The following is a 26,992-nucleotide window of genomic DNA, read 5'->3' on the forward strand; positions in this document are numbered from 1 at the left end:
CACTTCAATATGATTGTTGACTAACAAAAAGGCTTATTTATCAGCCGCAATACGGTCACGGATATGTTGAGCACGTTCAGCTGACGGTGGATGCGAGTCAAACATGCTGCTTTCGCTACCTCCCAGTTTTGCTAATTTTTCAAAACTGGTTGCCAGACCTTCGGTTTTAATTCCACGCTTTTTCAGCAGGTCATAAGAGAAATCATCCGCCTGACTTTCTTGGTGTTGAGAGAACTGAGAGTTAACCAGTTTTTCACCCAATGCAGCAACCTGAGACGCGCTCAATTGCTCAACCACGCCACCTGCTGAAGCCGCTGCGGTGCGGGCAGCAACAGCGGCATAAGCAACTTGCATAGCTTTACGTGAGTGACCCAGTGCAACGTGGCCCATTTCGTGGCCTAATACACCTTCAACTTCATTATCATTCATCATATCCATCAAACCGCTATAAACACGCACACAGCCATTCGCCATTGCCCACGCATTTACTTCATCGGTCAGATAAACTTTATAGTTAACAGGAGTGCCATCGATTTCATTGCCTAATGCTTTAGCAATTTTATCTAAGCGCTTCGAGTATTTGCTAGAAGCAGGTGCAATTTTATTTTGTGCATCCATCTCTTTACATGACTGGTCACTTAATTGCTTCACGTCACCGTCAGTTAAAGTAGCAGCTTGCAGTAATTGCATACCCGAGTTTGTTAGCATGCCCTGATCTAAGTTTTTACATCCCGTCAAAATCACGGCTGAAACAGCGACTGCAACAAGCGCCTTCATCTTCATCATATTTTTTCCTTTGCAATACACATAACCATTCTTTTTAAGGTTTTAAAGACTATAAAGTCTGCAAAAAATAACAATAGGAATATAGTAAGAATCGACTTATAAAGTGAAGTTCATCTGTTTTTTATCTCAATAGTAGAATTTGCAGCAGAATAAATCACGATAGACTAAATAATATGATTAAAATTAAATAACAGGAAAACTCTATCCCGATATTAACCTGTGCGCAATTCAACTGTTCATATTCATTAAATCAGTCTTTTTTGGATTTATAAGGCCTATGATACATAGTAATAGGCAAAAAAATAGCCCCAAGAAGGGGCTGTAAAAGACAGGGATGGTGTCTATGGCAAGGAAAAACTTCACTTATTGCTACTTCACTACTACGATCAAGAGAATTTCGAATTAAACAACTTCAACAAAACTATTTACTGTAAAGCCTGAAATTGAGACATCTTCTGTTGATGGATCTGCTCAAGTTGGGCTTTCTGCTCAGGTGTTAATAGCTGGTACAACTCATGGTGAATACGCGCCATTTCAACACGCTGGGCCAATTCTTTTTGCATATGTTTTTCTAACTGGTCACGAACCGCTTTTTCATCAAAATCATCGGCGATGATTAAATTGTGCAGTGCTTCACGCTCTTGCATGGAAACTGGGTTATCAAATTGATAACGACGCTGTGTTGCCATTAAATCTCGCAATTGCTGACGCTGTTTTTCATTTAACGTGATACCATTAAACATAAATGTACTTGTGCGTTCTGCATTACCAAACAGCTCATGGTGCTGAAGCTGAGCAACTACTGATGGAGACTCCGGCTCATTTTGCATTTGTAACATTAGGGGAGTCGATGAATCACCAGTTTGAATAATATTTTCTGGTGTATCCCCAAAAGCCGTCACTGATCCGATAATAAATGCAGAGGTTAACGTCAACATAACTGTTGTTTGTGCTGTTCTTTGCATTCCCAACTCCTTGTTCTCGGACAGTGCTCGTGATTCAATGTAGACAACTATACGCTGGTGGCTGCAAACTAGCGTCAGAGCATGTAAAAGAACGTAAAGTCATGGAATCGTGAAGATTGTTATCGTATTTTGGCAGCTGGAGGACTTAAACACATGCATAAAATCCTATTAGTTGATGACGACCGTGAACTCACGTCGCTCTTAAAAGAACTGCTCGAAATGGAAGGTTTCAACGTTGTCATCGCCTATGATGGTGAACAGGCTTTGCAACAACTTGATTCGTCCATTGACCTGTTATTACTCGATGTCATGATGCCAAAGAAAAATGGTATTGAGACATTAAAAGAGCTACGTCAAATCCACCAAACCCCCGTTATTATGTTGACTGCCCGCGGAAGCGAACTCGACAAAGTATTAGGGTTAGAATTAGGTGCTGACGACTATTTGCCTAAGCCTTTTAATGACCGTGAATTAGTCGCGCGTATCCGTGCATTATTGCGCCGCTCTAATTGGAGTGAACAAAACCAAGGAGATAACAGCAATACACCAGTATTACAGGTGGATAAACTACAATTGAATCCAGGCCGCCAAGAAGCTAGCTTTGACAATGAAATTCTTGACCTAACAGGTACCGAATTCACGTTACTGTATTTATTAGCACAGCACCTTGGTCAAGTTGTTTCAAGAGAACATTTAAGTCAAGAAGTGCTCGGTAAGCGGTTAACACCGTTTGACCGTGCAATTGATATGCACATATCTAACTTACGCCGTAAACTCCCAGAACGTACAGATGGTCAACCTTGGTTTAAAACCTTGCGTGGCCGTGGATACTTGATGGTTTCAGCAACATGATAAATAGCTTAACCGCGAGAATATTTGCGATTTTCTGGTTTACCCTCGCACTAGTTTTAATGCTAGTGCTGATGGTACCCAAGCTAGACTCTAGGCAGCTCACTTCCCTACTGGAAAGTGAGCAACGCCAAGGGGAGATGCTTGAGCAACACATCGAAGCCGAACTTGCACAGGCACCGATGAACGACCTACTTTGGTGGCGACGTATTTCTAACTCCATCAAAAAATGGGCCCCCCCGGGGCAACGTCTCATCATTGTGACCAGTGAAGGACGTGTTATCGGTGCGATGCCCAGTGAAATGCAAGTGATCCGTAACTTTATCGGGCAATCCGACAACGCCGATCACCCGAAAAAGAAAAAATACGGACGAGCCGAAATTCTTGGACCGTTTTCCATTCGCGACGGTGAAGATCACTATCAACTCTATTTAGTACGACCGGCAAATAGCCCGCAATCAGACTTTATTAACTTATTGTTTGATAGACCATTCCTGCTGTTAATTGCCACCATGTTAATCAGTGCTCCGTTACTACTTTGGCTATCATGGAGTCTGGCTCGCCCTGCTCGTAAATTAAAAATGGCAGCTGACGATGTCGCAAAAGGCAATTTACGTCCACACCCTGAACTTGAATCTGGACCTCAAGAATTTCTTTCTACAGGTAATAGTTTTAACCAGATGATCAGTGCGCTTGATGGCATGGTCACCGCCCAACAACGTTTAATTTCTGATATCTCACACGAATTACGAACGCCATTAACTCGATTGCAGTTGGCAACGGCACTATTACGTCGTCGCCACGGTGAAAGTAAAGAGTTAGAACGCATCGAAACCGAAACCCATCGCTTAGATAGCATGATCAACGACTTATTGGTGTTATCACGTAGCCAACACAAAAATGAAATCCTCAGGGAGAACATTAAAGCCGATGATTTATGGGGAGATATTTTAGAGGATGCTCGCTTTGAAGCAGAGCAAATGAATAAAACGTTGGATGTAACCGCACCGCCCGGCCCATGGCCTATCTACTGCAACCCATCGGCAATTGGCAGTGCATTTGAAAACATTGTTCGTAATGCCCTTCGTTACTCTAATACACACATTGCGGTGAATTTTAAAGAGGAAAACAACGGCATATTAATCACTGTTGATGATGATGGCCCTGGGGTTAGCCCAGCAGACCGTGAAAATATTTTCCGCCCGTTCTATCGCACTGATGAAGCTCGTGATAGAGAGACCGGAGGCACGGGGTTAGGTTTGGCGATTGTTGAAACAGCGATATCACAACATAAAGGTTGGGTAAAAGCTGACGATAGCCCACTTGGTGGTTTACGTTTACAGATTTGGTTACCCGAACATGGTCGATAATCTTATCCAGCCATAAGCTTTATTTTAAGCCCTTTAAATAAGATTATTTAAAGGGCTTACTTTTTATTTCGCAATATTGATATCTCACTCACGCCCACCTATTTACTTAAGCATTCTTGCTTATTTCAATATCAACACGTTTTATCATCATTTTTTGATAGGAATTAAAAGCCATTTAAAAACAATAAATAGGAAGTTCTCATATTAATAAAAATGAATACTCGATATTAATCCCTCAATTTCTATTTATTTCGTGATCTATAATCATAAACAGACAAAATACCGGATATATTGATAATCTGCTTTTTATTTACTCAAAGATTACCTATTATATTGATATAGAACGCAGCACGCATGTCTAATCAATACGACAAATATCCCTGTAATCTCAGCGTGGCAATTATCACTCTTAATTTGCGTTCAATTTGAATTATTTTATAGGCAATTGTTTGCATCAAGACACAAAAAATTAGACGACTCAACTCAACGGATTCATCAATGAAAAAAATTAAGCTTACCAAGTTGGCCATCCTAACGTTATTGAGTGCAATGAGTGGTAACGCTCTTGCTGGAGGACTCGTATTACCCGATAACAATCTACGTAACGACCTCGCCTGGTTATCAGAGCGTAATGTTATCCAAATTAGTCTTTCAACATGGCCTTTATCGGCAGAAGAAATAACCCGCTCACTAAATAATGCCAATATCACCAATAGTGAACAAGAAGCGATAGTACAACGTATTAAGCAGCAACTAAACCGCACGAAAAATAGTGTTCAATTACAAACCTATTTATCCACTGGTAAGCCTTCCATGCCACAAGGATTCGCCCAAAGCGAATACAGTGATTTCCGTTACACCGTTGAAGGCAACTATAGTACCGACGATGTTGACTTAAATCTAAAAGCCAACGCTGAACGAGCGCTACGTGTTGAAAATGGCTCTGATTACAACCTTAATGGTTCTTATGGTGGCGTAAAAATTTGGAACCAATGGGTAAGTTTCGGTGAAATCCCTCAATGGTGGGGACCTGGTCATGATGGTAGTTTGATTCGTACTGATGCAGCACGTCCAGTTACTGGTTTCCTTATGCAGCGTGCAGACCAAAGTCCATTTGAGACCCCTTGGCTGTCATGGATTGGTTCATGGCAATATCAGCTGACTGCTGGGCAAATTAAGCAATACTCGTCACAGCCACACACAAAATTAATTGGTTTACGTATGACCATGAACCCAACTGATTTCTTTGAATTAGGTGGTTCGCGCGTAGTGATGTGGGGTGGTGAAGGGCGTCCAAACAACTGGAATTCTTTCTGGAATGCGATGGCAGGTAAAGATAACACCGGTGATCAAAATGATGATCCAGGTAACCAACTCGCAGGACTTGATGCCAAAATTAAACTTTATCCGCTAATTGGCCTACCTGTCAGTGTTTATGGGCAGATGATCGGTGAAGATGAAGCGGGTATGTTTCCATCGAAAAATGCCTTTATGGGGGGCATAGAAGGCTACCACACTGCTTGGGGCCAGCCTTTAAGTTGGTATATTGAAGGTGCCAATACCCACACCGAGTGGAATAAAAACGGGGTGATGTATCGTCACTTTATCTATAAAGACGGCTATTACCAACAAGGTGCTCCATTAGGCCATGCCATGGGCGGTGATGGGCGTATGCTATCAGCCAAAGTGGAATACACCCTTGACGATGATAACCGTGTTAGTACACGTTTAGTCTATGCCAAGGTCAATAAAGAAAGTTATCCACAAAACAAAATCTACCCTAAATCAGAAACAATTAAAGGTCTTGATTTAGGCTGGTGGCATAATTTTGACGACCGAGTTAGTACAGACGCTAAAGTCTGGGTTTCGAAAACCGATTACGATACCCGTGATGATATCGGTGCTTCCGTGATGGTGACACTGCCATTCAAGTGGTAATACTCCCCCTGATCTAAAAGACATACCCTAGCAGCCTTTCCATGCAGCTAGGGTATTATTCATTTTTTGACACCTTCTCATTCGCAATTAGTTAAGGCCACACTATAATTAACACGAGAAATCGCTTATTGAGTGTTCTTGAGTTATTACATCAAAAATTAATTATCTTAATTTATCAATTAAACGCCTTTTACGAATATTCATTGGCAACCAAAAAATAAAAATGATGTATATCTCAATTATTCAAGTTATCTTAACGCGATACTCTTGTAACGAGAGAGTTATTAGTTTAATTAAGATAATACCTCGGCAAAAAATAGGGTTATTTTATCTCTCTTAAAATAAAATGTTGCCAATTATCAAACGTTATTTAGGAAAAATATAACCTTATAATTTAAAAGAATTTATATGATTTACAAAACCAATAAGACTATTCTTTAAGACTATCACATTAATAGTCATAACCTATATTTAGTGTTATTATTAGTGGCTTTCGCTTGACCGAGTCAGCGTAGAGGCATACCCTCTCGGGGGTAAAAACGATAAGAAATGCTTATCAATTGAGCAATTACATAAAAATGTAATGTTATCAATTAATAAGCATAGATATAGAATTCGATGGTGCTCTGGGACCCGACAACCCAGTGCGGTAGCTATGTCAAAGACTTTTCAATCGAACTAAATTCACACTAATTAAAATACAGGTTATATAGGGTAATAGATGAATATTAGCATTCTCGGAGCTGGAAATGCAGGTTGCGCACACGCTGCAATGTTTACCTTGCGTGGTCACGATGTAACACTAATAAAAACCTCAAACTCTTTACATGATGAAAATTATAATATAATAAAAGAAAATAATGGGATTTTTCTTTCCCATAAAAACATAACTAATCAGTTTGTTCCATTGAAAAGTATTACTAGAAATATAAAAAATGGTATACAAGACGCAGACCTAATAATAATTATGACCCAAACATTATATCACCATGACGTATCTGAAAAAATAAAAGAACATATTACAGATAGGACAAAATATATAATGTCTATTCCTGGGTATTTAGGTAGCTTACATTACATAAATCTAGATAATGTAATATTAATAGAAGGTGAATCAACCCCGTATGACGCAAGAATAACCTCTCCTGGCCATATTCAAATATTATTTGAAAATATAAGAAATGCTATTGGTGTATATCCAGGAAGATATAAAGAAGATGCTTTGAAACTATGTCAAGAGTTAACACCTGCATATCATAAAACAAGAAGTAATATTATTGAATCTGCTCTTCATAATCCCAACCTTGTTGTACATACAATAGGAGCTATTATGTCTGCTTCTAGAATTGAATACAGCAAAGGAGAGTTTTGGATGTATAAGGAAGCTTTTACTCCAGCGATTTGGAATTTAATTGAGGAATTAGATAACGAGAAAAATAAAGTCATTTCTCATTATCACGGTATACCATCACCATATGTAGAAGAGTGTAAATATAGAAATGAAATTGATTTAAGTCAAGATGCTAAACAAGTTTTTGAAATGTATGCAGCTACTGGAGGCCCTAAAGGCCCCGAAGATATAAATTCAAGATACATTTATGAAGATGTTCCAAAAGGTTTGGTTTTGTTAGAAACCTTAGCTAGAATTGCTAATATCCCTACTCCTCTAGCAACATCATTAATAGAAATAGCATCATCACTATTATTAATCAATTTCAGAAAAAATAGTGAAATTGAAATAAAAAAAACAATAAAGACAATTTCAGATAAGGCAGTTTTTAATAAAATTATCCAATAACTTCATGTAGAAAATAAAATGAAAGATATAGTAATTAAAATCAAAAAAACATTATCCAGAATATCACCATTATTAACAACACACATATTATATTTGATTAGGTTTAAAAAAATATTAAATTTAGTTAACCCAAAAACATTCAATGAAAAGATTTTATATCTTAAATTCAATGATTACAAAAACAACACTCTAGTATCTAAATGTGCAGACAAATATAGAGTTAGAGAATATATAACAGAGAAAGGATGTTCAAACATACTAAATGAGTTAATATTCGCTTGCAATACACCTGAGGAAATACCAATTGAAAAACTCCCCCAGAATGGTTTTGTAATAAAATGTAACCATGGTGCAGGATATAACCTTATTGTATTAAATAAAAGTGGTTTTAATATCAGTCAATCTTTGAGAACTATTCAAAATTGGCTCGATGATGAATATTGGCAGTCAATGGCAGAAATTCATTATAGAGGAATAGAAAAGAAAATTATTGGTGAAAAGCTTTTAATAAATAAAGATAGAGAGTTGCCTGAAGATTACAAAGTATACTGCTTTAATGGGGAGCCAAAATTTGTAATGATCTGCTCAGAAAGAGACACAGGTAAACCAAAATATTATTTTGTTGATAAAGAATTTAACATTCTACCTTTTGGATATGCTTACCAATTCAATCCCGAACCTAATATAAATAAACCAGATGGATTTGATGACCTATTTTACTACTCTAAAAAATTATGCGGTAGCTTTCCTTTTGTTAGAGTTGATTTTTATCTTGTTGATGGAAAAGTATACTTTGGTGAACTCACATTTACTCCTGCTGCCGGTTTGGATACTAGAATAAGCAATAAATTAAATCCTAATGGAGATTTAATAATGGGAGCATATCTAAAAATCAAAGATAAAAAATGAACATGCTCATTAGTGAAATAAAAAAAAACTTATCTATAATAAAAAACTCATTTTGGCTCATATCTGAAAAAATAATATCTATTTTTGGCCTAATATTTATAACCTCATATGTTGCTGTATATATCGGGCCAGATAACTTTGGGAAACTTTCATTTGCGATATCCATATTTGTTATAATACAAACATTATCTATGCTGGGAACAGATACAGTTCTATTTAAACGTATAAGTAAGAATAGAGTATCTGGAATTAAACTTATGCTATCTACTACTACTATTAGATGGCTTATATATATAATAATCTCTATTATGTATATAATATATTGCATTGCAAACTCAGATGACAAAGTCACTATTATTTTTACAATATCTGTAGCATTATCTTACCTATTTTTGACAGTGGACCATTATGCTATATATTTTAATGCAATACTAAAATCAAAAATAAACGTTATTTTTAATACTATTGGACTGTCATTTTCTTTAGGGTTAAGGTATATAATTGTAATTTTTGAATTGGATATATCTTATCTAGCTATACCTATAATTACTACTACATTTCTCCCATATTTTTTCCGGTTTATATATTTTCATATAAAGAAAGATGTTTTAGTCATAAAAACAAATAAAAAAAATTATGTTTCATATCTTGTGAAATCAGGAAGTCCTATAGCCATATCTAATGTTTCTATTTCTATTTATTCTAAAATTTCTCAGTTATGCCTTGCTATATTAGTATCTAATTATGCATTAGGTATTTTTACAGTAGCATTTACCTTAGCTTATGCATGGCTCTTCATCCCACAATCAATTATAACATCTTTTTTCTCAAGGATATATAAACTAAAAAACAAGCAAGACATCATAAAAGAAACAGCTATATTAAGCACACTAATATTAGTCATATCATTTATTTATTTGTTATTTATATATTTTTTAGGTGACAAATTACTTTTTTATTTATATGGGGCTGAGTATACCGACTCACTCCCTTTGTTATTTTATCTTTCTATATCATCGGTGCTATCATCATTTGGAACTATTGCGTATAGATATATTGTTGCATTCTCTGGATATTCTTTTTTATCTAAGAAGATGTTATTCACATCAATTACGGGCGTTATATTAACATATTATCTTATTAGTAACTATAAAATATCAGGAGCTGTTGCTTCAATTTTAACAATAGAAATACTTTCTCTTACTTTATTAAACTATTTCTTTAACAAAGGTATTGTTTTCAAAATGCATATAGAAACGATAACAAATATATTAAAATTTTACTCATGGTCAAAATATGCAAGAAAAAACTAACAACCACAAGGTCTCTGTGATAATACCAACATATGGTAGACCAGATTTTTTATATGATGCTGTTAAAAGTGTAATAGAGCAAACATATAAAAATATAGAAATTATTATCATTGATGATAATAATGACTCTACTTATCATAACCTGACTTTTAATGTAGTTAAAAAGTTAGAAACTCTATCACCCCTTACCTGTATTAAATATTTTTTTGATGGAATAAATCGCGGCGGCTCATTAGCAAGAAATAAAGGAATTGAAATTTCAACTGGAGAATTCATAACATTTCTAGATGATGATGATATTTACCTTCCTGATAAAATTAAAAATCAAGTTTCCCACATAATTAAAAACAAGTTAGATGTGAGTGTTTGTGATATGCAATTTAAAAGAAAAAATAAATTTTTAAATATTAGTAATTGCTACGCTCGCGTTGATAGCTTTAATACTTTTATTATATCAGGAAATGCCTATACACCTATGATTATGTGCTCAAGACAGGCAATCATGGATATTGAAGGATTTACTGATACTCCTCGATATCAAGACCACATATTGATGTTAAAATTTTTCGAACAGAGAAAGAAAATAGGTCATTTGAAAGAAAAGTTATTTATTCATAATGACCATAATTTGGCAAGAATTACTTTTTCTAAAAAATCAGAATTAGCACATGACATAAGAGTATCATATGAGAAAAGAAACCTATTTAGGTTAAATGAAAAAGATAATAAAAAATATTCATTTTATAATTACTTAATTGAGGCAAAACTATCGAGAGCAAAAGGTAACTACATAAAATCCATAAAATTAATCTTTAATTCCTTTTATAAAATAACCACACCTAAAGATATTTATAATATTTTAAAAGTAATTATAAGGATTCATTTATATCCTAAAAAAGGGATATGATTATGATTAAAGAAAAAAACAATCGGTTTAATTACATTTTTTTCCTTATTTTTTATACGTTGTACTGTGTTAAAAGTGGCTGGTTTTCACTAGCAATAAGTGAATCCTTTTTTATATCTTTAAAGGACATACTAAATATAGTTTTACTTTTCTTATTACTATTGTCCATATTATTATTAAATTGCCGTAAAAAACAAATTTTTTTAATTTTATTCATGGTATTTTCTTTTGTTAATATATTTATATTTAACAACAAATCTTATTTCGGGTATCTATTTATAGTGTCATTGATGATATATGCATCTACAATAAACTGGAACATCCTAATAAAAATAATTATACTAGCTAATATTTTAACAATCTTGTCCACAACCATGATGACTCCATTTAGCGATTATTATTTTTTATTCGATGACCGTTTTGGTGAGCGTTTCACTGGGGGGTTAGATAATCCAAATACCCTAGGACAATATTCACTGATGTTTTTTAACTCCATCGCCCTATACCTAGAGTCGAAGAATATAAATACTCGCTCAAAATTACCTATAGTAACAATAGTTTTTTCATTCACCTTAGCTGTATTATATTTAACTTATTCAAGAACGAGTTTGTATTTATGTATATCTCTTTATATTCTATTTTTATTTTCATTATTGAAAAAACAAAATTCCACTCTACAAAACAGACTTCTTATTAAGAAAGTTTTAGTTTTAACATCTATTTTTTTTATAGCATTACAATTCTTTTTCATTTCATTTTTTAAAGACATATCAGTACTTTTTATCGTCAATGAATTACTAACAAGTCGCCTATGGTTTGGTAATATATTATATAATGACTTAGGTATTCCTCCATTACTACATGGTGTAAATATTGAACAATATCTCCCTATCGACTTTTATTTTATTCAGACAATATACAGTTTAGGTATAATTCCATTTACAGTTTTATTTTATATAACATTAAAGAAATTAATAACAACCCCATTAACTCTATTTATGGCTTTTTCCATACTAATAATGCTTCTGGAAACAATGACAGAAACATATTTTTCTGTGCCCTTTTACTCAATTTCATTATTTATAATATTTAGTAAGAAACAAAATGAAAAATAAATTATTTTTTTTTATCACTGATATTACAACGACTGGTGGGACTGAACGAGCATTAATAACATTAGCCAACCAATTAGCAAAATTAAACTATGAAATAACCATATATTCTCTCTATAAAAAAAACACAGACTTATACTTTGAATTAGATAAAAGTATAAATGTATCTTACATACGTGCTAAAAATAAATTATTAAAGCTATTGGAAATCAAGAAGATATCTAAAGCTCACCCAGATACGATTAAGATTGTTATATCTATGGGCAGGCTATCTGTAGAAATTTCGATTATATTCAAAATATTCAACCTAAAAAAACTATATCTATCTGAACATACGTCTTTTAGTTCTTACAGTCCTATAGTTAAAAAACTTAAAATATTTAGTTATAAAACCGCAGAAAGAGTCATCGTATTAACACATTATGATAAAAATATTTTAGAAAATAATTTTAATTTAACCAATATTAGTCATATAGAAAATATAAACTCATACGAGAATTATGATTATGAGCCGAATTACAATTCTAGAGACAAGATTGTTATTGCAGTCGGGCGGTTTTGCTATGCAAAAAATTTCCAGCGGCTTTTAAATATATGGCATAGAGCAGAAACTAATGGTTGGTCTTTACTTATAATAGGGGATGGCCCTGAAAAAAACGAATTAAGATCTATGATTGAAAGTTTGAATTTGGAAAATGTAAATTTAATACCATTTACTAAAGAAATACAAAATTATTATATGAAAGCTCGATTATACGTAATGACATCAAGATATGAAGGATTACCAATGGTTCTGATCGAATCACAATATTTTTCAATCCCATCCATATCATTTGATTGTAAAACAGGGCCATCCGAAATTATAGATAATGAGAAAAATGGCTATTTGATAGATTACAATAATGACTCTGAGTTCATTGATAAATTAAATTACTTTTTAAATAATGAAAAAATACAAAATACATTTTCTTTAAATGCTTTTAATAATTCTAAAAAATACTCAAGTATAATTATCCTAAAAAAATGGCATTCACTTTTAAGAAAAAGATAATCTTATGAAGAAAAATACTATTTGCGTCGTCATTCCTGTTTATATAGGAACTAAGGTGGACTCTTTTTTATCTGCATTTTACTCAATTATACACCAAACTTATTCTGCGGATGAAATAATCATAGTTTGTGATGGCAGCATATCTCCTATACTTGAAAAAACAATCAAAGAATTAGCTAACATATATTCCAATATTATTATTATTAGTTATGATGTAAATAGAGGACCTGGTTATGCAAGAGACATTGCAATAAAAAAAACAAATTGCCATTATATAGCTATAATGGATTCCGACGATGAATCAACACTAGATAGATTATATGAGCAATTTGAATTTATGGAAAAAAATAAAAACATTGCGCTTTGCGGTGGTCTAATTAAAGAATATAATTCAACTAATACCTCGTCAATTAGAAAAGTTCCTTTATCTAATTATGACATAAAAAAAAATATCACGTTAAAATCACCAATTAATAATGTAACCGCTTTTTTTAGAAAAGTTGACTATATAGAAACAGGTGGTTATCCCCATATTCGAAGCTCAGAAGACTATGCTTTATGGTGCAGATTTGTAGCTCATAACAAAGAAATGGTAAATTTAAATAGTGTGTTAGTTAATGTATCCTTTGACACTGATACTTTATCTAGACGAAAAGGGATTCAACATTTTAAAAATGACTTATTTACACAGAATGAAATGTTAGCTTCAAACTTAATAACAAAAAAACGCTATTTTATTAATATATTTAAATATTTCATTTTCAGGTGTATTTTAAATGATAGTATGAAGAAAATAGCTTATAAATTCTTTTTACGAAATTAATGGTAATATAATAATGAAAATAGCAATTGCGGGAACAGGCTATGTGGGTCTGTCTAATGCCATGTTACTGTCACAACACCATGAAGTGGTGGCTGTCGATATCATTGCCGAAAAAGTGGCGATGCTGAATAACAAACAGTCACCAATTATTGATGCTGAAATCGAGCAGTTTCTACGGGAAAAAACACTCAATTTCCGTGCCACGCAAGATATCGTTGAAGCCTATACTGGCGCCCAGTACGTGATTGTGGCAACACCGACAGATTATGACCCAAAAACCAACTACTTTAATACTAAATCGGTTGAGTCGGTCATTCATGATGTGCAGAACATTAACCCCGATGCCACGATTATCGTCAAATCCACTATTCCTGTCGGCTTCACCGAGCGTTTACGTGAAGAGTTCGGCTACACCAATGTCATTTTCTCACCTGAGTTTTTACGCGAAGGTCGTGCACTTTGGGATAACCTGCACCCTTCTCGTATTGTGGTGGGCGAGCGCTCTGAGCGTGCGGAAACTTTTGCGAACTTACTGCTCGAAGGTGCCATCAAAAAAGACGTTCCTGTGCTGTTTACCGATGGCACGGAAGCCGAAGCGATTAAACTGTTTGCAAACACCTATTTGGCGATGCGCGTCGCTTATTTCAATGAATTAGATACCTATGCAGAAAGCCGTGGTTTGAACGCACGACAAATCATTGAAGGGGTATCATTAGACCCGCGTATCGGCAGCCATTATAACAACCCGTCTTTCGGTTACGGCGGTTATTGCTTGCCAAAAGATACCAAACAGCTATTAGCCAACTATGATGATGTACCGAATAACTTAATTAACGCCATTGTGGAATCAAACCGTACTCGCAAAGATTTTATTTCCGATGCAATTATTGCTAAAGCACCACGTAAAGTTGGTGTCTATCGTTTGGTGATGAAAGCGGGGTCAGATAACTTCCGTGCGTCTGCGGTACAAGGCGTCATGAAGCGTATCAAAGCTAAAGGTATCGAAGTGATTGTGTATGAACCGGTGCTGAAAGAAGATGAATTCTTTCGTTCAAAAGTCTACCGTGACCTTGAGGCCTTTAAAGCGGACAGCGACATCATTTTGGCTAACCGGATGGTGCCTGAAATCGAAGATGTGGCGGATAAAGTGTATACCCGTGATCTTTTTGGTAACGATTAATAAATAGATAAAATTTATTCACGTACTTTTGCCAAAAAATGCTAGCCGCTATAAACTAATTTAAAACTTACATAAAACACGTATAAGTGGGAATGATGCTTCCTCATCACTTATACCTTATCTAAACATTTTTACATAGGATGGTCTTGTGCTTAGTAAGCGTCTCCCACTTACCTTAGTCGCAGTTAGTATTCTCCTAACTGGCTGTACTGTTACCCCTGGTGTTTATATGTCTACCTCGGGCAAAAATGTCGTCGACACTGGCGATCGTGATATTTCTAAATTTGTCGATATCTACCCGATCTCGCCAAAACTACTAGATGAGATGTATACCCCACAGGTTATTGCAAAACCCAACCCAACCTTAGAGAAGCAGCTTGCCACCTATGAATACCGTGTTGGTGTAGGTGATGTATTAACCATTACTGTTTGGGATCACCCTGAGCTCACCATCCCCGCCGGTTCTTACCGTAGCGCTGCGGACTCCGGTAACTGGGTACATTCAGACGGCACTATCTACTACCCTTATATTGGTAAAGTGAAAGTCATTGGTAAAACTGTCACTGAAATCCGTAATCTAGTGAGCAACCGTCTTTCTACCTATATTGAATCTCCTCAGGTAGATGTCAGTATTGCTGCTTTCCGCTCGCAGAAAATGTATGTATCTGGCGAAGTTTCTAAACCAGGCACATTACCGATTACCAACGTACCATTAACGGTTTTAGAAGCCTTTAATAATGCCGGTGGTCTAACTGAAAAGGCCGATTGGGACAATGTCGTACTAACTCGTAATGGCAAAGAAATTAAAATCTCACTGCAAGCATTAGTTCAGTATGGCGACCTAACCCAGAACCATCTGATGCTACCAGGTGATGTACTATACGTACCACGTAATGATGGGCAAAAAGTGTTTGTGATGGGGGAAGTCGGTCAGCCAAATACCCTAACCATTGACCGTGCCGGTATGAGTATTACTGAAGCTCTCAGTAAAGCAGGCGGTACAGATCAAACTACCGCTAATGCAACGGGTGTATTTGTCATTCGTCCAATTAAAAACCAAACTTCCGGTGATAAAGAGCTGGATGCCCTACTGCCGAAGAAAATGGCGGCGGTTTATCAGTTAGATCTCTCTGATGCCACCTCCATGGTGATGGGAACGGAATTTAAGTTACAACCTTATGATCTGGTTTATGTCACTGCTGCCCCAGTGGTACGTTGGAACCGTCTCATCACTCAATTGTTACCAACCATCGCATCATATAATCAGTTAACCGAAGGGACTAAACGTATTCACGACTGGTAATCCGTATGTTTAACAATATTCTTGTTGTTTGTATGGGAAATATATGCCGCTCCCCCACAGGGGAGCGTTTATTACAAGTTCATTTTCCCAATAAAAAGATCCATTCCGCAGGCATTATCGCCAAAGAGGATCGCCCCGCGTATGATAGCGCCATCCGTATCGCACAGAACCACAATCTCTCTTTAGATAATCACCAATCACGTCGTTTAACCAGTGAGTTATGTAAAGAAGCAGACTTAATCCTAGTGATGGAAAACGATCATATTGATAGAATCCATCAACAATTCCCCGAAACACGTGGCAAAGTCATGTTGTTCGGCCAATGGCTAAATAAAACCGAGATCCCAGATCCGCATAAACGCAGTGATGAAATGTTTGAGCATGTTTATCAACTGATGGAAAAAGCCGTTATACAGTGGCAAGGGAAAATTTAATTTTACTATTTGAAGGCTTAACGTTAATTGATTATGAACACGACAAAAACCAGTTCCGCTGCCTCGGACGAAATCGATCTGCTGGCGCTGTTTAAGGTACTCAAATCCAGTTATCTTAAAATCGGCTTTTTTACCCTCTTTTTTATTGTCATTGGCGCCGCTTATAGCTTTTTAGCCACGCCTATTTATCAAGCCAATGCGACACTGCAATACGATAAAATGAGCCAAGTTTCATTGTTAGATCAAATGAGCGATGTGATGCCATTTGCTAACAATAATAGCCAAGTGGACTCCGAGATCGAAGTAATTAAGTCTCGAATGGTGCTCGGTAAAACGGTTACTGACCTTAATTTAGATACCCAAATTGCACCGGCTGGTTTTTTTGATAAGCTCTGGGGAAATAAGTCTTCTGTTACTATTTCCCTCTATTTTGTACCAGAATCTCTTATTGGTGAACCCGCTACGCTCACATATTTAGGCGAAAACCGTTATGCCCTTCATATTGATAACCAAACCGTTGAAGGTAAAGTGGGCGAGCTACTTAAGCAAGATGACATTAGCCTATTAATCTCTTCAATCAACGCCGAAACCGGACAAGAGTTTACGCTGGTTAAAAATGCACGCTATTCTACCATTGAAAACCTACGTAATACCTTAACGATTGCAGAAGTTGGTAAAGGCACAGGTATTATTAATCTCGCTATTAAAGGTGCCGATAAAGCGGAAAATGTGCAGATTTTAAATAGCATTATCCAAAACTATGTAGACCAAAATACCGAGCGTAAAAAAGAGGTCACCAATAATACCTTATTATTCTTAGATGAATACTTACCGAAAGTAAAAACTAAATTGGACAACTATGAAAACCAATTAAATGCTTTCCGTAAAAAGAATGAATCTATCGACTTATCATTAGAAGCAAAATCGGCTCTTGACAGCGCCTTGCAAGTCGAAGAGAAACTCAATGAGTTAACCTTTAAAGAGGTTGAAATTCAGCAGCTCTATACCCGTAACCACCCCGCATACCAATCATTGCTTGATAAGCGTCAGCAACTGTTACGTGAAAAAGAGAAAATCAGCAAAAATATTCAAAAACTCCCTAACACCCAACAGCAGATTGTACGTTTAACCCGTGATGTCGAGTCCGAACAAGCTATCTACAATCAATTGGTGGCCAAACAACAAGAACTCAGTGTACTCAACTCAGGTATTACAGCTGATGTGCGTATTATTGACTCCGCGGAATCCCAACCTAATGCCGTTGCACCACAAAAAGCACTTATAATGGTTCTGGCGACTATTCTTGGATTTATTGTGGGCTGTACTTATGTGATTGCCCGTGAGTTCTTTAATAATAAAATTAAAGGTACTGAGGATATCGATGCGCTAGGCGTTAATGTCTATGCCACCATCCCATTCTCTACCCATGAGAAAAAACTGATTGCCGAGGGCAATAAACATCCTTTGGCGTTAGAAAACCCTGCCGATACGGCTGTAGAAGCCATTCGTTCTTTACGAACTAGCGTTTACTTCTCGGTGATGAACCAAGGAAATAACCTTGTGATGATTACCAGTGCTTCACCAGGTGTCGGTAAGAGCTTTGTCACCTCCAATATGGCGGTTGTATTGGCTAATGCCGGCAAAAAAGTCCTGTTAATTGATACCGACTTACGTAAAGGCCGTATCCATAAAGCATTTGGCTTAAGTAATAAAATGGGCTTATCTGATTACTTAGCTCAGCAAGATGCCAACCAGCCAAATATTCATCGTCATGTCATTGAAAACTTGGATGTGATTTGCCGTGGTAAAAATGTCACGCACTCCTCTGAGCTTTTAATGGGGGAACGCTTTAAGCATTTACTCGACACGATGAAAGGCCAATACGATATTGTGGTTATCGATACTGCCCCAATCTTAGCGATCACTGACGCTGCAATTATCGGTAAATATGTCGGCACCTCACTGCTTATTGCCTACTATGGTGTCAATACCGTAAAAGATGTTGAGCTATCGCTAAAACGCTTTAAACAAAACGATATCGAAATTACTGGCGTGATCCTCAATGGTATCGATGCGAAATCAGACGACTATAACTATGTTTATGAGTATTAGTCGTACAGGAATGTAAAATGAATCAAATAAAAGTGTTAGTCACAGGCGGCCTTGGCTACATTGGTAGCCATACCTGTGTACAGATGATTGAACAAGGCATGCAACCCGTTATTTTGGATAATCTCTGCAATGCTAACCCTGAGGTTTTAAAGCGTATTGAAACTATCACAGGTATAAAACCCGTGTTTTATGTCGGTGATGTTCGTGATGCCGCGATTCTGGATACGATTTTTGCTGAGCACCAGATCGCATCGGTGATCCACTTTGCTGGGCTAAAAGCCGTTGGTGAGTCAGTTCAAAAGCCGATTGAGTATTATGATAACAACGTCAATGGCACCTTAGTGTTAGTCTCTTGTATGCAAAAAGTCGGTGTGAAGAGTCTTATTTTTAGCTCATCAGCCACTGTGTATGGTGATCCAGAAGAAGTTCCATTAACCGAAGAATCTAAAGTCGGGGGGACCACCAACCCATATGGTACAAGTAAATATATGGTTGAGCGTATTCTGACTGATTTACATGTTGCTCATAACGAATGGTCACTCACTTTATTACGTTATTTCAACCCTGTTGGAGCACACCAATCTGGTTTAATTGGTGAAGATCCCCAAGGTATTCCAAATAACCTAACACCTTATATTGCTCAAGTTGCAGTTGGTCGCCATAAAGAAGTCATGGTTTTTGGCGCAGATTACCCGACTCCAGATGGTACCGGAGTACGTGATTATATCCATGTTATGGATTTAGCTAGCGGTCATATTGCAGCATTAAACAATGTCAGCCATCAAGCAGGTCTACATACCTATAACCTAGGTACGGGTAAAGGAACTAGTGTATTAGAGATGATTTCTGCCTTTGAAAAAGCATCGGGTCAACCCATTCCGTATAAAATTGTTGAGCGCCGCCCTGGCGATATCGCTGAATGTTGGTCTAGCCCTAAAAAAGCATTTAACGATTTGGGATGGAAAGCACAATATTCCTTACAAGATATGGTTAATGATAGCTGGCGTTGGCAATCTCAAAACCCTAATGGCTATAAGCAATAGTCGTTAGCTAGCGTCGATTCACATAAAGCGGGTTCCATATCGAACCCGCTTTTTTATTGCGCTCATTTTAGTATTCACAATGACATGCAACTTGCATCATTTGCGCGTAGAATCCTTTACCACTGTTTCATTTAAATTTACTGTTTAACACAGTCATTCGTTATGCCACATATTGTTTTATTCGAACCTGAAATTCCGCCAAATACGGGCAATATCATTCGCCTTTGTGCTAACACAGGCTTTAGCTTACACCTGATCCATCCGTTAGGTTTTACTTGGGATGACAAGCGGCTACGCCGTGCGGGTTTAGACTATAGTGAATTTGCTGACATCAAACACCATCATGATTATTTTGCTTTCTTAGCAAGCGAAGGATTAAATCCAGATAATAATCAATCTGCTCGTGGTGCCCGTGTCTTTGCGTTAACCACTAAAGGTAAACCAAGCCACAGTAATGTGAGTTATCAACAAGATGATTATTTAATGTTTGGTCCTGAGACGCGGGGACTACCGCCTTACGTCCTCGATAATATGCCAATGGAACAAAAAATTCGTATCCCGATGTTGGCAGATAGCCGTAGTATGAATCTATCAAACTCAGTCGCCGTGGTAGTGTTCGAGGCATGGCGACAATTGGGTTACGCAGGAGCATTATTACGCGACTAATTTAGCAGCATGCATACTGATCTTTCCTTATAACGCCATTATACTTGTACAGAATAAAGTACAAGTATAGCGGGGTAAATGAAAACTGTTTCATTTAGTGAGGCTAGAAATAATCTAAAATCGGTATTAGATAAAGTTCTTGATGATGCAGATACAACTATCATCACTCCTCGTGACTCAGAGGATGCTGGAGTTATGTCTTTAGAGTATTACAATAGCCTAATGGAAACGATTTATTTATTACGCTCACCAGCAAATGCCGAACATTTAAATAAATCAATTGCTCAATTTAAAGCCGGAAAAGTAAAGAAAAGAGAGCTTATAAATGAGTAGATTTTTAATATGGACTGACCAAGGATGGGAAGACTATCTATACCGGCAAACCCAAGACAAAAAAATGCTCAAACGCATTAATAATGCTCATTGACGAGACTAAAAGAACACCTTTTTATGGGATAGGAAAACCAGAACCACTAAAAGAAAACTTAGCTGGCTTCTGGTCTAGACGAATAGATGAAACAAATAGGCTCATTTATTCAATAGACGATGAGGGTTTAACTATTATTGCTTGTCGTTATTATGAAAAGGTTCAACAAATTGTGATACAGTAACATGAAATAACTCATCTGTATGGCTAGTGTATTCATCCATATCTTTTAGCCGTTTCAGCTCAGATACAATAATGACTCTTCTCAAATCCCATCACCGTCTTCAAAACCATAAATCGAGCCATTAAAGTTTTGGTCCATCTCTAACGATGGCTTATCACTATTTGGTTTACCGACGACACGAGCAGGTACACCCGCTACCGTAGTATGAGGAGGAACGGGGTGAAGGACAACTGAACCCGCGCCTATTTTTGCACCACGCCCAATCTCAATATTACCAAGGATCTTCGCACCCGCACCGATCATCACGCCTTCACGAACTTTAGGGTGACGGTCACCGCAAGTCTTACCCGTACCGCCTAAAGTCACGGATTGCAGAATAGAAACATCGTTCTCAACAACCGCCGTTTCACCAATCACAATTCCTGTTGCATGGTCTAACATGATGCCACAACCAATGCGAGCGGCTGGGTGAATATCAACAGCAAAGGTGACTGAAATCTGATTTTGCAAATAAATGGCAAGTGCTTGACGACCTTCTTTCCATAGCCAATGCCCGATACGATAGGCTTGTAACGCATGGAAACCTTTCAGGTATAACAAGGGGGTAGAATATTTATCAACCGCCGGGTCACGCAGACGCACGGCGGATAAATCCATCGCAGCAGAAAAAATCATTTGTTCGTCATTACGATAGGCTTGTTCAACAATTTCTCTCACTTCCATGGCTGGCATGATAGGTGAACTGAGTTTGTTGGCTAGCATATAACTGAGTGCACTACCTAAGTTATCGTGCTTAAGCAAGGTTGCATTAAAGAAACTGGCTAACAGAGGCTCACAATCGGCAAGTGACTTTGCTTCATCTTTAATGAATCCCCAGATTCTATCCAATTCTTCTCGCGACATAATGACTCACTTAAAATTTGATTTTTTAGTCCTTCGATGTTGGCATGTCAGCAATTTCATCTTTAGTCGCTCGCCCTAATAGCGCTTGTGCTGCTTCTAGGACATTTTTTTGGCGATAAAGGATTTGATAAATTTGCTCCGTGATTGGCATCTCAACCCCTGCACGCTCAGCAAGTGCCTTTACTTCTTTGGTATTGCGATAACCTTCCACCACTTGGCCAATTTCTTTTTCAGCTTCACTCACACTAATACCATCGCCAAGCATCATGCCAAAGCGACGGTTACGTGATTGATTATCGGTACAGGTTAACACTAAATCACCCAGTCCCGCCATGCCCATAAAGGTGGAGGGGTCAGCACCTAATGCAGCACCTAATCGACTCATTTCCGCTAGACCACGCGTGATCAAGGCTGTCCGTGCGTTAGCGCCAAAGCCCATACCATCCGAGATGCCCGCACCAATTGCAATCACATTTTTTACTGCCCCACCCAGCTGTACACCAACCATATCAGGGTTTTTGTACACACGGAAACTTTTGCCACAATGGAAAAGCTGTTGCAGTTCATCACCAAATTGGCTGTCAGTTGCGGCAACTGAAATTGCCGTTGGCATACCCGCAGCTAATTCTTTGGCAAACGTGGGGCCTGATAACACAGCAAGTGGAATTTCATTGCCTAATACTTCACGCGCCACATCTTGTAATAAACGCCCTGTATCTCTTTCTAAGCCTTTCGTTGCCCAGATAATACGTGAGTCAGCTCGGAGATAAGGTTGAATTTGTTTGAGCACATCACCAAAAACATGGCTTGGTACTACAATCAAGATATTTGGACTCGCTTCCACGGCACGTTTAAGGTCCGTTTCGAGAGATAAACTATCAGGGAAAGAAACGCCAGGCAAAAATGCCTGATTACTACGTTCTTGTTGTAATTTACGCACATGCTGAGGGTCATGTCCCCACAGCATAACCTGATGGCCATTACGTGCTAACGTAATCGCTAAAGCGGTGCCGTAAGAACCGGCACCGATGACTGTCATTGAAGCAGTTTTCATTAAGCGTCCTATTGAACTTCGCTATTCTGCGCTGGCTCGCCTTGCTGCTGTTGCAAATAATTCATGAACAGAGCATCAAAGTTAACTGGCGCTAGGTTCAGTTGAGGGAATGTACCGCGGCTCACCATGCTAGTGATTGCTTCACGTGCATATGGGAACAGAATATTTGGGCAGTATGCACCTAAACAATGTGCCATTTGAGTCCCATCAATACCTTCGATAGAGAATACGCCAGCTTGTTGAACTTCACACAGGAATGCGGTTTCTTCGCCCAGTTTTGCTGTTGTGGTAACACGCAAAACAACTTCATAAACACCTTCAGTCAATTGGGTAGATGAAGTATCCAAATCCAATTTAATTTCTGGCTGCCACTCGTGTTGGAAAATATGTGGTGCATTAGGTGCTTCGAATGAAACATCCTTTGTATAGATACGTTGGATCTGGAATACCATTTCAGAGTTGTTTTGTTCTGACATAATTTTAATACCTTTTAACTTCCATATGAATTTGACTGTATAGACCGGCAGACGTTCAAATAATGTGTTACCACACAAATGTTATCGTTAGGTTTATTACAATTTACATGTCGGATAAATTACTTCTTACCACGAGCTAACGGCAGATTCTCACCTGACCAGCCAGCAATCCCTTCTTTCAGGACAAAGACTTTTTCAAAACCGTGTTGCACTAAATGCTCAGCCGGTTTACCCGATTCCATGCCACTCGCCGAAACCACAATTATTGGTTTTTGCTTGTGTTTTTCTAGCTCACCTAAATTATTCTCTTTAATTTCAGATGGCGTTAAATTGATAGAATCAATAATATGCCCTTTGCGGAAGTCGTCACGTGTACGCAAATCCACAATGACGGCTTCTTCTTTATTAATCAGAGCAATCGCCTGTGCGCGCGTGATCACTTTTGATTTAGAGAACAGACCTTTAAAGGTCATTACGACCACCGCGACAAATAGCGCGATCCAAACCAGACTCAACAACATGTTCCGGCTGACGAATTGCATGATTTCTTGCATCATGGGGGGCAATCACTCCCGTTAGTTAAAAACGAATATCAAAGGGTTCAGAGTATACCTTTGTGTTGAGCTAATTACAGCCAGTTAGCGCAAACTAGATGGATTTTTTTGCGAAACAGTACGCAGAAATAATCTCTTTTCCCAACAAAATATCATTTGTCTATCAAGATAGACACTTTTGCTATTTTACCATAAGCCCTAGTCGTCACCAAAAATAGCCTATGTACAATCCGTATTCGCAAGATTAAAAAGCACCCTAAGCACTAACAGATCCTGATAATATTTGATTTAATGCTACAAAATGATGTAAGACACGATACAATCAATGGAATGACAAATGATTATGATTGTATCACTACCAAATCGTTTATCTTTCATAAGATAATTGAAACCGCTTGGTTGAATGTTATTTGTTACGATATTCAGAATAGGGTGCTGGTAACTATCGCTATCAGATGAAATAATCAGCTATCGCATTTATTCGAGGTTTTCTATCAGAATGGCCAATAAACATAACTGGATGAAAATAGCCGTTATTCGTCAAGCTATTACCTCAACGCTGTTCGCTTGTGGTTTCATCGCACTCTTGCCGATGCAAGCAATAGCGGCCAATCAGATCACAGAAAACAAAGATCAACTGCAAAATTTGCTGCAAAATATCGCTGAAAAAGAAAAAAGCGTAAAAGACCAGCAGGCCAAGCGATCCGCACTACTCAATCAGCTCCAACAACAAGAAAAAAGTATTTCAGCAGCAGGACGCGAACTGCATAACACACAAGCTCAGCTTAAACAATTAGACAAAGACATTGCTGAGTTAAATAGCAACATTAATCGATTACAAAAACAAAAAAGTGAGCATGAAAAATTACTGGCGGAACAACTCGATGCCGCATTTCGATTAGGTAAACACCAAGGTTTATCATTATTTTTAAAGGGTGAAGAAGGCCAGCGTGAAGAGCGCATTTTGGCTTACTACAGCTATCTCAACCAAGCACGCGAAAAAAATATTAAACAGCTTGAAGCCACGACTCTGGAACTTAATCAGCAAAAGCAACTTGAACAGAAAAAACAAGCTGAACAAAAAACAGCCTTAGCACGTCAGCAACAAGAAAAACGTAAATTAGATAATGCGCAAGCTGCACGTAAGCAAACACTCTCAGCGCTTGAAAGTACGTTGAAAGAAGATCAAAAAAATCTGGCTGTGATGAAACAAAACGAGTCAAGGCTAAGAGATAAGATAGCGCGTGCAGAACGTGAAGCCAAAGCGAGAGCAGAACGAGAAGCGCGTGAGGCGGCTCGTATCCGTGCGGAGGTTGCCGAAAAAGAACGTAAAGCGAAACAAACAGGTTCAACTTATAAACCATCAGAGAGTGAGCGTTCACTAATGTCTCGAACCGGTGGCTTAGGTCGTCCTGCGGGGCAAGCTTTATGGCCAGTACGTGGACAGACGCTACATAATTATGGCGATGCCATTTCAGGTGAGCTGCGCTGGAAAGGTATGGTGATCGGAGCCAATGAAGGGACTCAAGTCAAAGCCATTGCAGATGGCCGCGTACTACTTGCTGACTGGTTACAAGGCTACGGCCTTGTTGTTGTCGTGGAGCATGGTAAAGGCGACATGAGTTTATATGGCTATAACCAAAGCGCACTCGTGAATGTTGGACAAGAAGTTCGGGCTGGGCAACCTATCGCACTTGTGGGAAGTAGTGGCGGGCAGGAACGCCCCGCGCTGTACTTCGAAATTCGCCGGCAGGGTAAAACTGTTAACCCTCGCCCTTGGTTAGGTAAATAACCAAGCAAACAGTTAGGAAGATAATTATGTTAAAACACCGGCCTTTTAAGCGACTCATTGGGTTATCTCTATTGATAATGAGTCTTCAGGCTAGTGCAGCACAATTGGCGATAGTCATTGATGATTTTGGCTATCGCACCAAAGAAGATAACCAAATATTGGCACTGCCAACGCCAATCACCATTGCCATCCTACCTGATTCACCTCATGGGCAGCTCGTTGCGAACAAAGCGCATCAACAAGGGCGAGAAATTTTGATCCACATGCCGATGAAGCCACTTAGTCAGCAACCTTTAGAAAAAAATACGCTTGCCCCCTCAATGAGCGCAGAAGAGGTTGACCGTATTATTCAACGGGCGATAAGTAAAGTTCCTCATGCCACAGGCATGAATAATCATATGGGCAGTGAGATGACTTCCAGCCTGCCAGGTATGCGTAATGTCATGCGTTCACTTTCCCGCTCAAATTTTTTCTTTTTAGACAGCGTGACGATTGGCAATACCCAAGTTGCGAAAGCCGCTAAAGAATTTGGCGTTCCCACCGTCCGACGTCATCTCTTTCTTGATAACCATCAATCTGAAGAAGAGACACGGACGCAGCTGAATAAAGCGGTTGCCTACGCGCGTAAACACGGTAATGCCATTGCAATTGGCCATCCACACCCATCCACCGTACGGGCATTGCAGAAATTTTTACCCCAACTACCCAGCGATATTGAGTTAGTTAACGTCAGCACCCTATTAAATCGTGCTCAGCAGCCTCAAGAGCAACAACCACTTAAAATGCAACCTGAAGAGCCTAAGCAGTTGTCAAAAGACTCACCTAACGGTACGCAAACCACGCCAACAACCCCTGTTGAAATTGGCATTTGTGAATTTGAGCTACCGAACAACACCTCAGCAACTCAACTTGAAGGCATCCATTTTTTGATGTTTGTTGTTGAATCCATTTATCAAGATAAAACGTTACGGCCTCTATTATCAAATAAAAAGCCGTCACTGTTTACCCAACAAAAACCTTAATCATCCTGCCAGTTGCTTACA

At 37.9% G+C, this 26,992-nt stretch carries 25 protein-coding genes and 1 pseudogene; 20 read left to right on the forward strand and 6 right to left on the reverse strand.

What is annotated here, in order from left to right:
• Positions 1-33: 33 nt before the first annotated feature.
• A complete protein-coding gene (locus P2E05_RS19565; protein ID WP_154623654.1) occupies positions 34-783 on the reverse strand; it encodes a M48 family metallopeptidase in 750 nt (249 codons plus the stop codon).
• Between the two features lie 428 nt (positions 784-1,211).
• A complete protein-coding gene (locus P2E05_RS19570) occupies positions 1,212-1,751 on the reverse strand; it encodes a Spy/CpxP family protein refolding chaperone (protein ID WP_154623647.1) in 540 nt (179 codons plus the stop codon).
• Positions 1,752-1,904: 153 nt separating this feature from the next.
• On the opposite strand from P2E05_RS19570, the gene cpxR reads away from it, so the two are divergent.
• The 18 genes and pseudogenes from cpxR (at position 1,905) to P2E05_RS19660 (ending at position 21,170) form a co-directional block, all read left to right on the forward strand.
• Positions 1,905-2,603 carry an envelope stress response regulator transcription factor CpxR gene (gene cpxR / locus P2E05_RS19575; protein ID WP_004924392.1) on the forward strand — a complete coding sequence of 233 codons (699 nt, stop codon included), beginning with the start codon at positions 1,905-1,907 and terminating at the stop codon, positions 2,601-2,603.
• Entirely contained in the window at positions 2,600-3,970 is a 1,371-nt protein-coding gene (gene cpxA / locus P2E05_RS19580) for an envelope stress sensor histidine kinase CpxA (protein WP_154623646.1), read from the forward strand. Before cpxR ends, cpxA begins: the two co-directional genes overlap by 4 nt.
• Positions 3,971-4,468: 498 nt before the next feature.
• On the forward strand, positions 4,469-5,908 hold the full coding sequence (locus tag P2E05_RS19585) for a capsule assembly Wzi family protein (protein ID WP_247047397.1): 1,440 nt from the start codon (positions 4,469-4,471) through the stop codon (positions 5,906-5,908).
• 721 nt (positions 5,909-6,629) lie between these two features.
• Positions 6,630-7,706, forward strand: a complete 1,077-nt coding sequence (locus P2E05_RS19590) for an NAD/NADP octopine/nopaline dehydrogenase family protein (RefSeq protein ID WP_276122949.1) — start codon at positions 6,630-6,632, stop codon at positions 7,704-7,706.
• An 18-nt stretch (positions 7,707-7,724) separates the two neighbouring features.
• The gene (locus tag P2E05_RS19595; RefSeq protein ID WP_276122950.1) at positions 7,725-8,615 is read left to right on the forward strand and encodes an ATP-grasp fold amidoligase family protein; all 891 of its coding nucleotides are present in this window, start codon (positions 7,725-7,727) and stop codon (positions 8,613-8,615) included.
• Positions 8,612-9,928: an oligosaccharide flippase family protein gene (locus P2E05_RS19600; protein ID WP_276122951.1), complete on the forward strand. Its 1,317-nt coding sequence runs from the start codon at positions 8,612-8,614 to the stop codon at positions 9,926-9,928. The genes P2E05_RS19595 and P2E05_RS19600 overlap by 4 nt, the downstream gene beginning before the upstream one ends.
• On the forward strand, positions 9,912-10,835 hold the full coding sequence (locus P2E05_RS19605; RefSeq protein ID WP_276122952.1) for a glycosyltransferase family 2 protein: 924 nt from the start codon (positions 9,912-9,914) through the stop codon (positions 10,833-10,835). Before P2E05_RS19600 ends, P2E05_RS19605 begins: the two co-directional genes overlap by 17 nt.
• Positions 10,836-11,209: 374 nt before the next feature.
• Complete coding sequence (locus P2E05_RS19610) at positions 11,210-11,950, forward strand: hypothetical protein (protein ID WP_276122953.1); 741 nt, start codon at positions 11,210-11,212, stop codon at positions 11,948-11,950.
• Complete coding sequence (locus P2E05_RS19615; protein ID WP_276122954.1) at positions 11,940-12,998, forward strand: glycosyltransferase; 1,059 nt, start codon at positions 11,940-11,942, stop codon at positions 12,996-12,998. Before P2E05_RS19610 ends, P2E05_RS19615 begins: the two co-directional genes overlap by 11 nt.
• Positions 12,999-13,002: 4 nt before the next feature.
• The gene (locus tag P2E05_RS19620; protein WP_276122955.1) at positions 13,003-13,821 is read left to right on the forward strand and encodes a glycosyltransferase; all 819 of its coding nucleotides are present in this window, start codon (positions 13,003-13,005) and stop codon (positions 13,819-13,821) included.
• A 13-nt stretch (positions 13,822-13,834) separates the two neighbouring features.
• Complete coding sequence (locus P2E05_RS19625; RefSeq protein WP_276122956.1) at positions 13,835-15,001, forward strand: nucleotide sugar dehydrogenase; 1,167 nt, start codon at positions 13,835-13,837, stop codon at positions 14,999-15,001.
• A 148-nt stretch (positions 15,002-15,149) separates the two neighbouring features.
• A complete protein-coding gene (locus P2E05_RS19630; protein ID WP_276122957.1) occupies positions 15,150-16,304 on the forward strand; it encodes a polysaccharide export protein in 1,155 nt (384 codons plus the stop codon).
• A gap of 5 nt (positions 16,305-16,309) precedes the next feature.
• Positions 16,310-16,738, forward strand: coding sequence for a protein tyrosine phosphatase (locus P2E05_RS19635; protein ID WP_276122958.1), 429 nt, complete (start codon positions 16,310-16,312; stop codon positions 16,736-16,738).
• Positions 16,739-16,771: 33 nt separating this feature from the next.
• The gene (locus tag P2E05_RS19640) at positions 16,772-18,850 is read left to right on the forward strand and encodes a polysaccharide biosynthesis tyrosine autokinase (RefSeq protein WP_276122959.1); all 2,079 of its coding nucleotides are present in this window, start codon (positions 16,772-16,774) and stop codon (positions 18,848-18,850) included.
• A gap of 17 nt (positions 18,851-18,867) precedes the next feature.
• Entirely contained in the window at positions 18,868-19,893 is a 1,026-nt protein-coding gene (galE, locus tag P2E05_RS19645; protein WP_276122960.1) for a UDP-glucose 4-epimerase GalE, read from the forward strand.
• 162 nt (positions 19,894-20,055) lie between these two features.
• Positions 20,056-20,559, forward strand: a complete 504-nt coding sequence (trmL, locus tag P2E05_RS19650) for a tRNA (uridine(34)/cytosine(34)/5-carboxymethylaminomethyluridine(34)-2'-O)-methyltransferase TrmL (protein WP_154624169.1) — start codon at positions 20,056-20,058, stop codon at positions 20,557-20,559.
• A gap of 78 nt (positions 20,560-20,637) precedes the next feature.
• Positions 20,638-20,892, forward strand: a complete 255-nt coding sequence (locus P2E05_RS19655; protein ID WP_276122961.1) for a type II toxin-antitoxin system Phd/YefM family antitoxin — start codon at positions 20,638-20,640, stop codon at positions 20,890-20,892.
• A pseudogene (locus P2E05_RS19660) lies at positions 20,885-21,170 on the forward strand (Txe/YoeB family addiction module toxin). Before P2E05_RS19655 ends, P2E05_RS19660 begins: the two are co-directional and overlap by 8 nt.
• 81 nt (positions 21,171-21,251) lie before the next feature.
• Here the strand turns inward: P2E05_RS19660 and cysE are convergent.
• From cysE to P2E05_RS19680, 4 genes are all read right to left on the reverse strand, one after another.
• Positions 21,252-22,073 (reverse strand): serine O-acetyltransferase, encoded by an 822-nt coding sequence (gene cysE, locus P2E05_RS19665; RefSeq protein ID WP_154624171.1) that lies wholly within the window; start codon positions 22,071-22,073, stop codon positions 21,252-21,254.
• A gap of 25 nt (positions 22,074-22,098) precedes the next feature.
• Entirely contained in the window at positions 22,099-23,127 is a 1,029-nt protein-coding gene (gene gpsA / locus P2E05_RS19670; RefSeq protein WP_154624172.1) for an NAD(P)H-dependent glycerol-3-phosphate dehydrogenase, read from the reverse strand.
• A gap of 8 nt (positions 23,128-23,135) precedes the next feature.
• Positions 23,136-23,603: a protein-export chaperone SecB gene (secB, locus tag P2E05_RS19675; RefSeq protein WP_154624173.1), complete on the reverse strand. Its 468-nt coding sequence runs from the start codon at positions 23,601-23,603 to the stop codon at positions 23,136-23,138.
• 119 nt (positions 23,604-23,722) lie between these two features.
• A complete protein-coding gene (locus tag P2E05_RS19680) occupies positions 23,723-24,160 on the reverse strand; it encodes a rhodanese-like domain-containing protein (protein WP_154624174.1) in 438 nt (145 codons plus the stop codon).
• 496 nt (positions 24,161-24,656) lie between these two features.
• On the opposite strand from P2E05_RS19680, the gene envC reads away from it, so the two are divergent.
• Together envC and P2E05_RS19690 are read left to right on the forward strand one after the other, a co-directional pair.
• Positions 24,657-25,949 (forward strand): murein hydrolase activator EnvC, encoded by a 1,293-nt coding sequence (gene envC / locus P2E05_RS19685; protein ID WP_163863391.1) that lies wholly within the window; start codon positions 24,657-24,659, stop codon positions 25,947-25,949.
• A gap of 26 nt (positions 25,950-25,975) precedes the next feature.
• Positions 25,976-26,971 carry a divergent polysaccharide deacetylase family protein gene (locus P2E05_RS19690; RefSeq protein ID WP_163863393.1) on the forward strand — a complete coding sequence of 332 codons (996 nt, stop codon included), beginning with the start codon at positions 25,976-25,978 and terminating at the stop codon, positions 26,969-26,971.
• The last annotated feature ends 21 nt before the right edge of the window (positions 26,972-26,992 follow it).

This window comes from Providencia stuartii (assembly GCF_029277985.1).
Classification (GTDB): domain Bacteria; phylum Pseudomonadota; class Gammaproteobacteria; order Enterobacterales; family Enterobacteriaceae; genus Providencia; species Providencia zhejiangensis.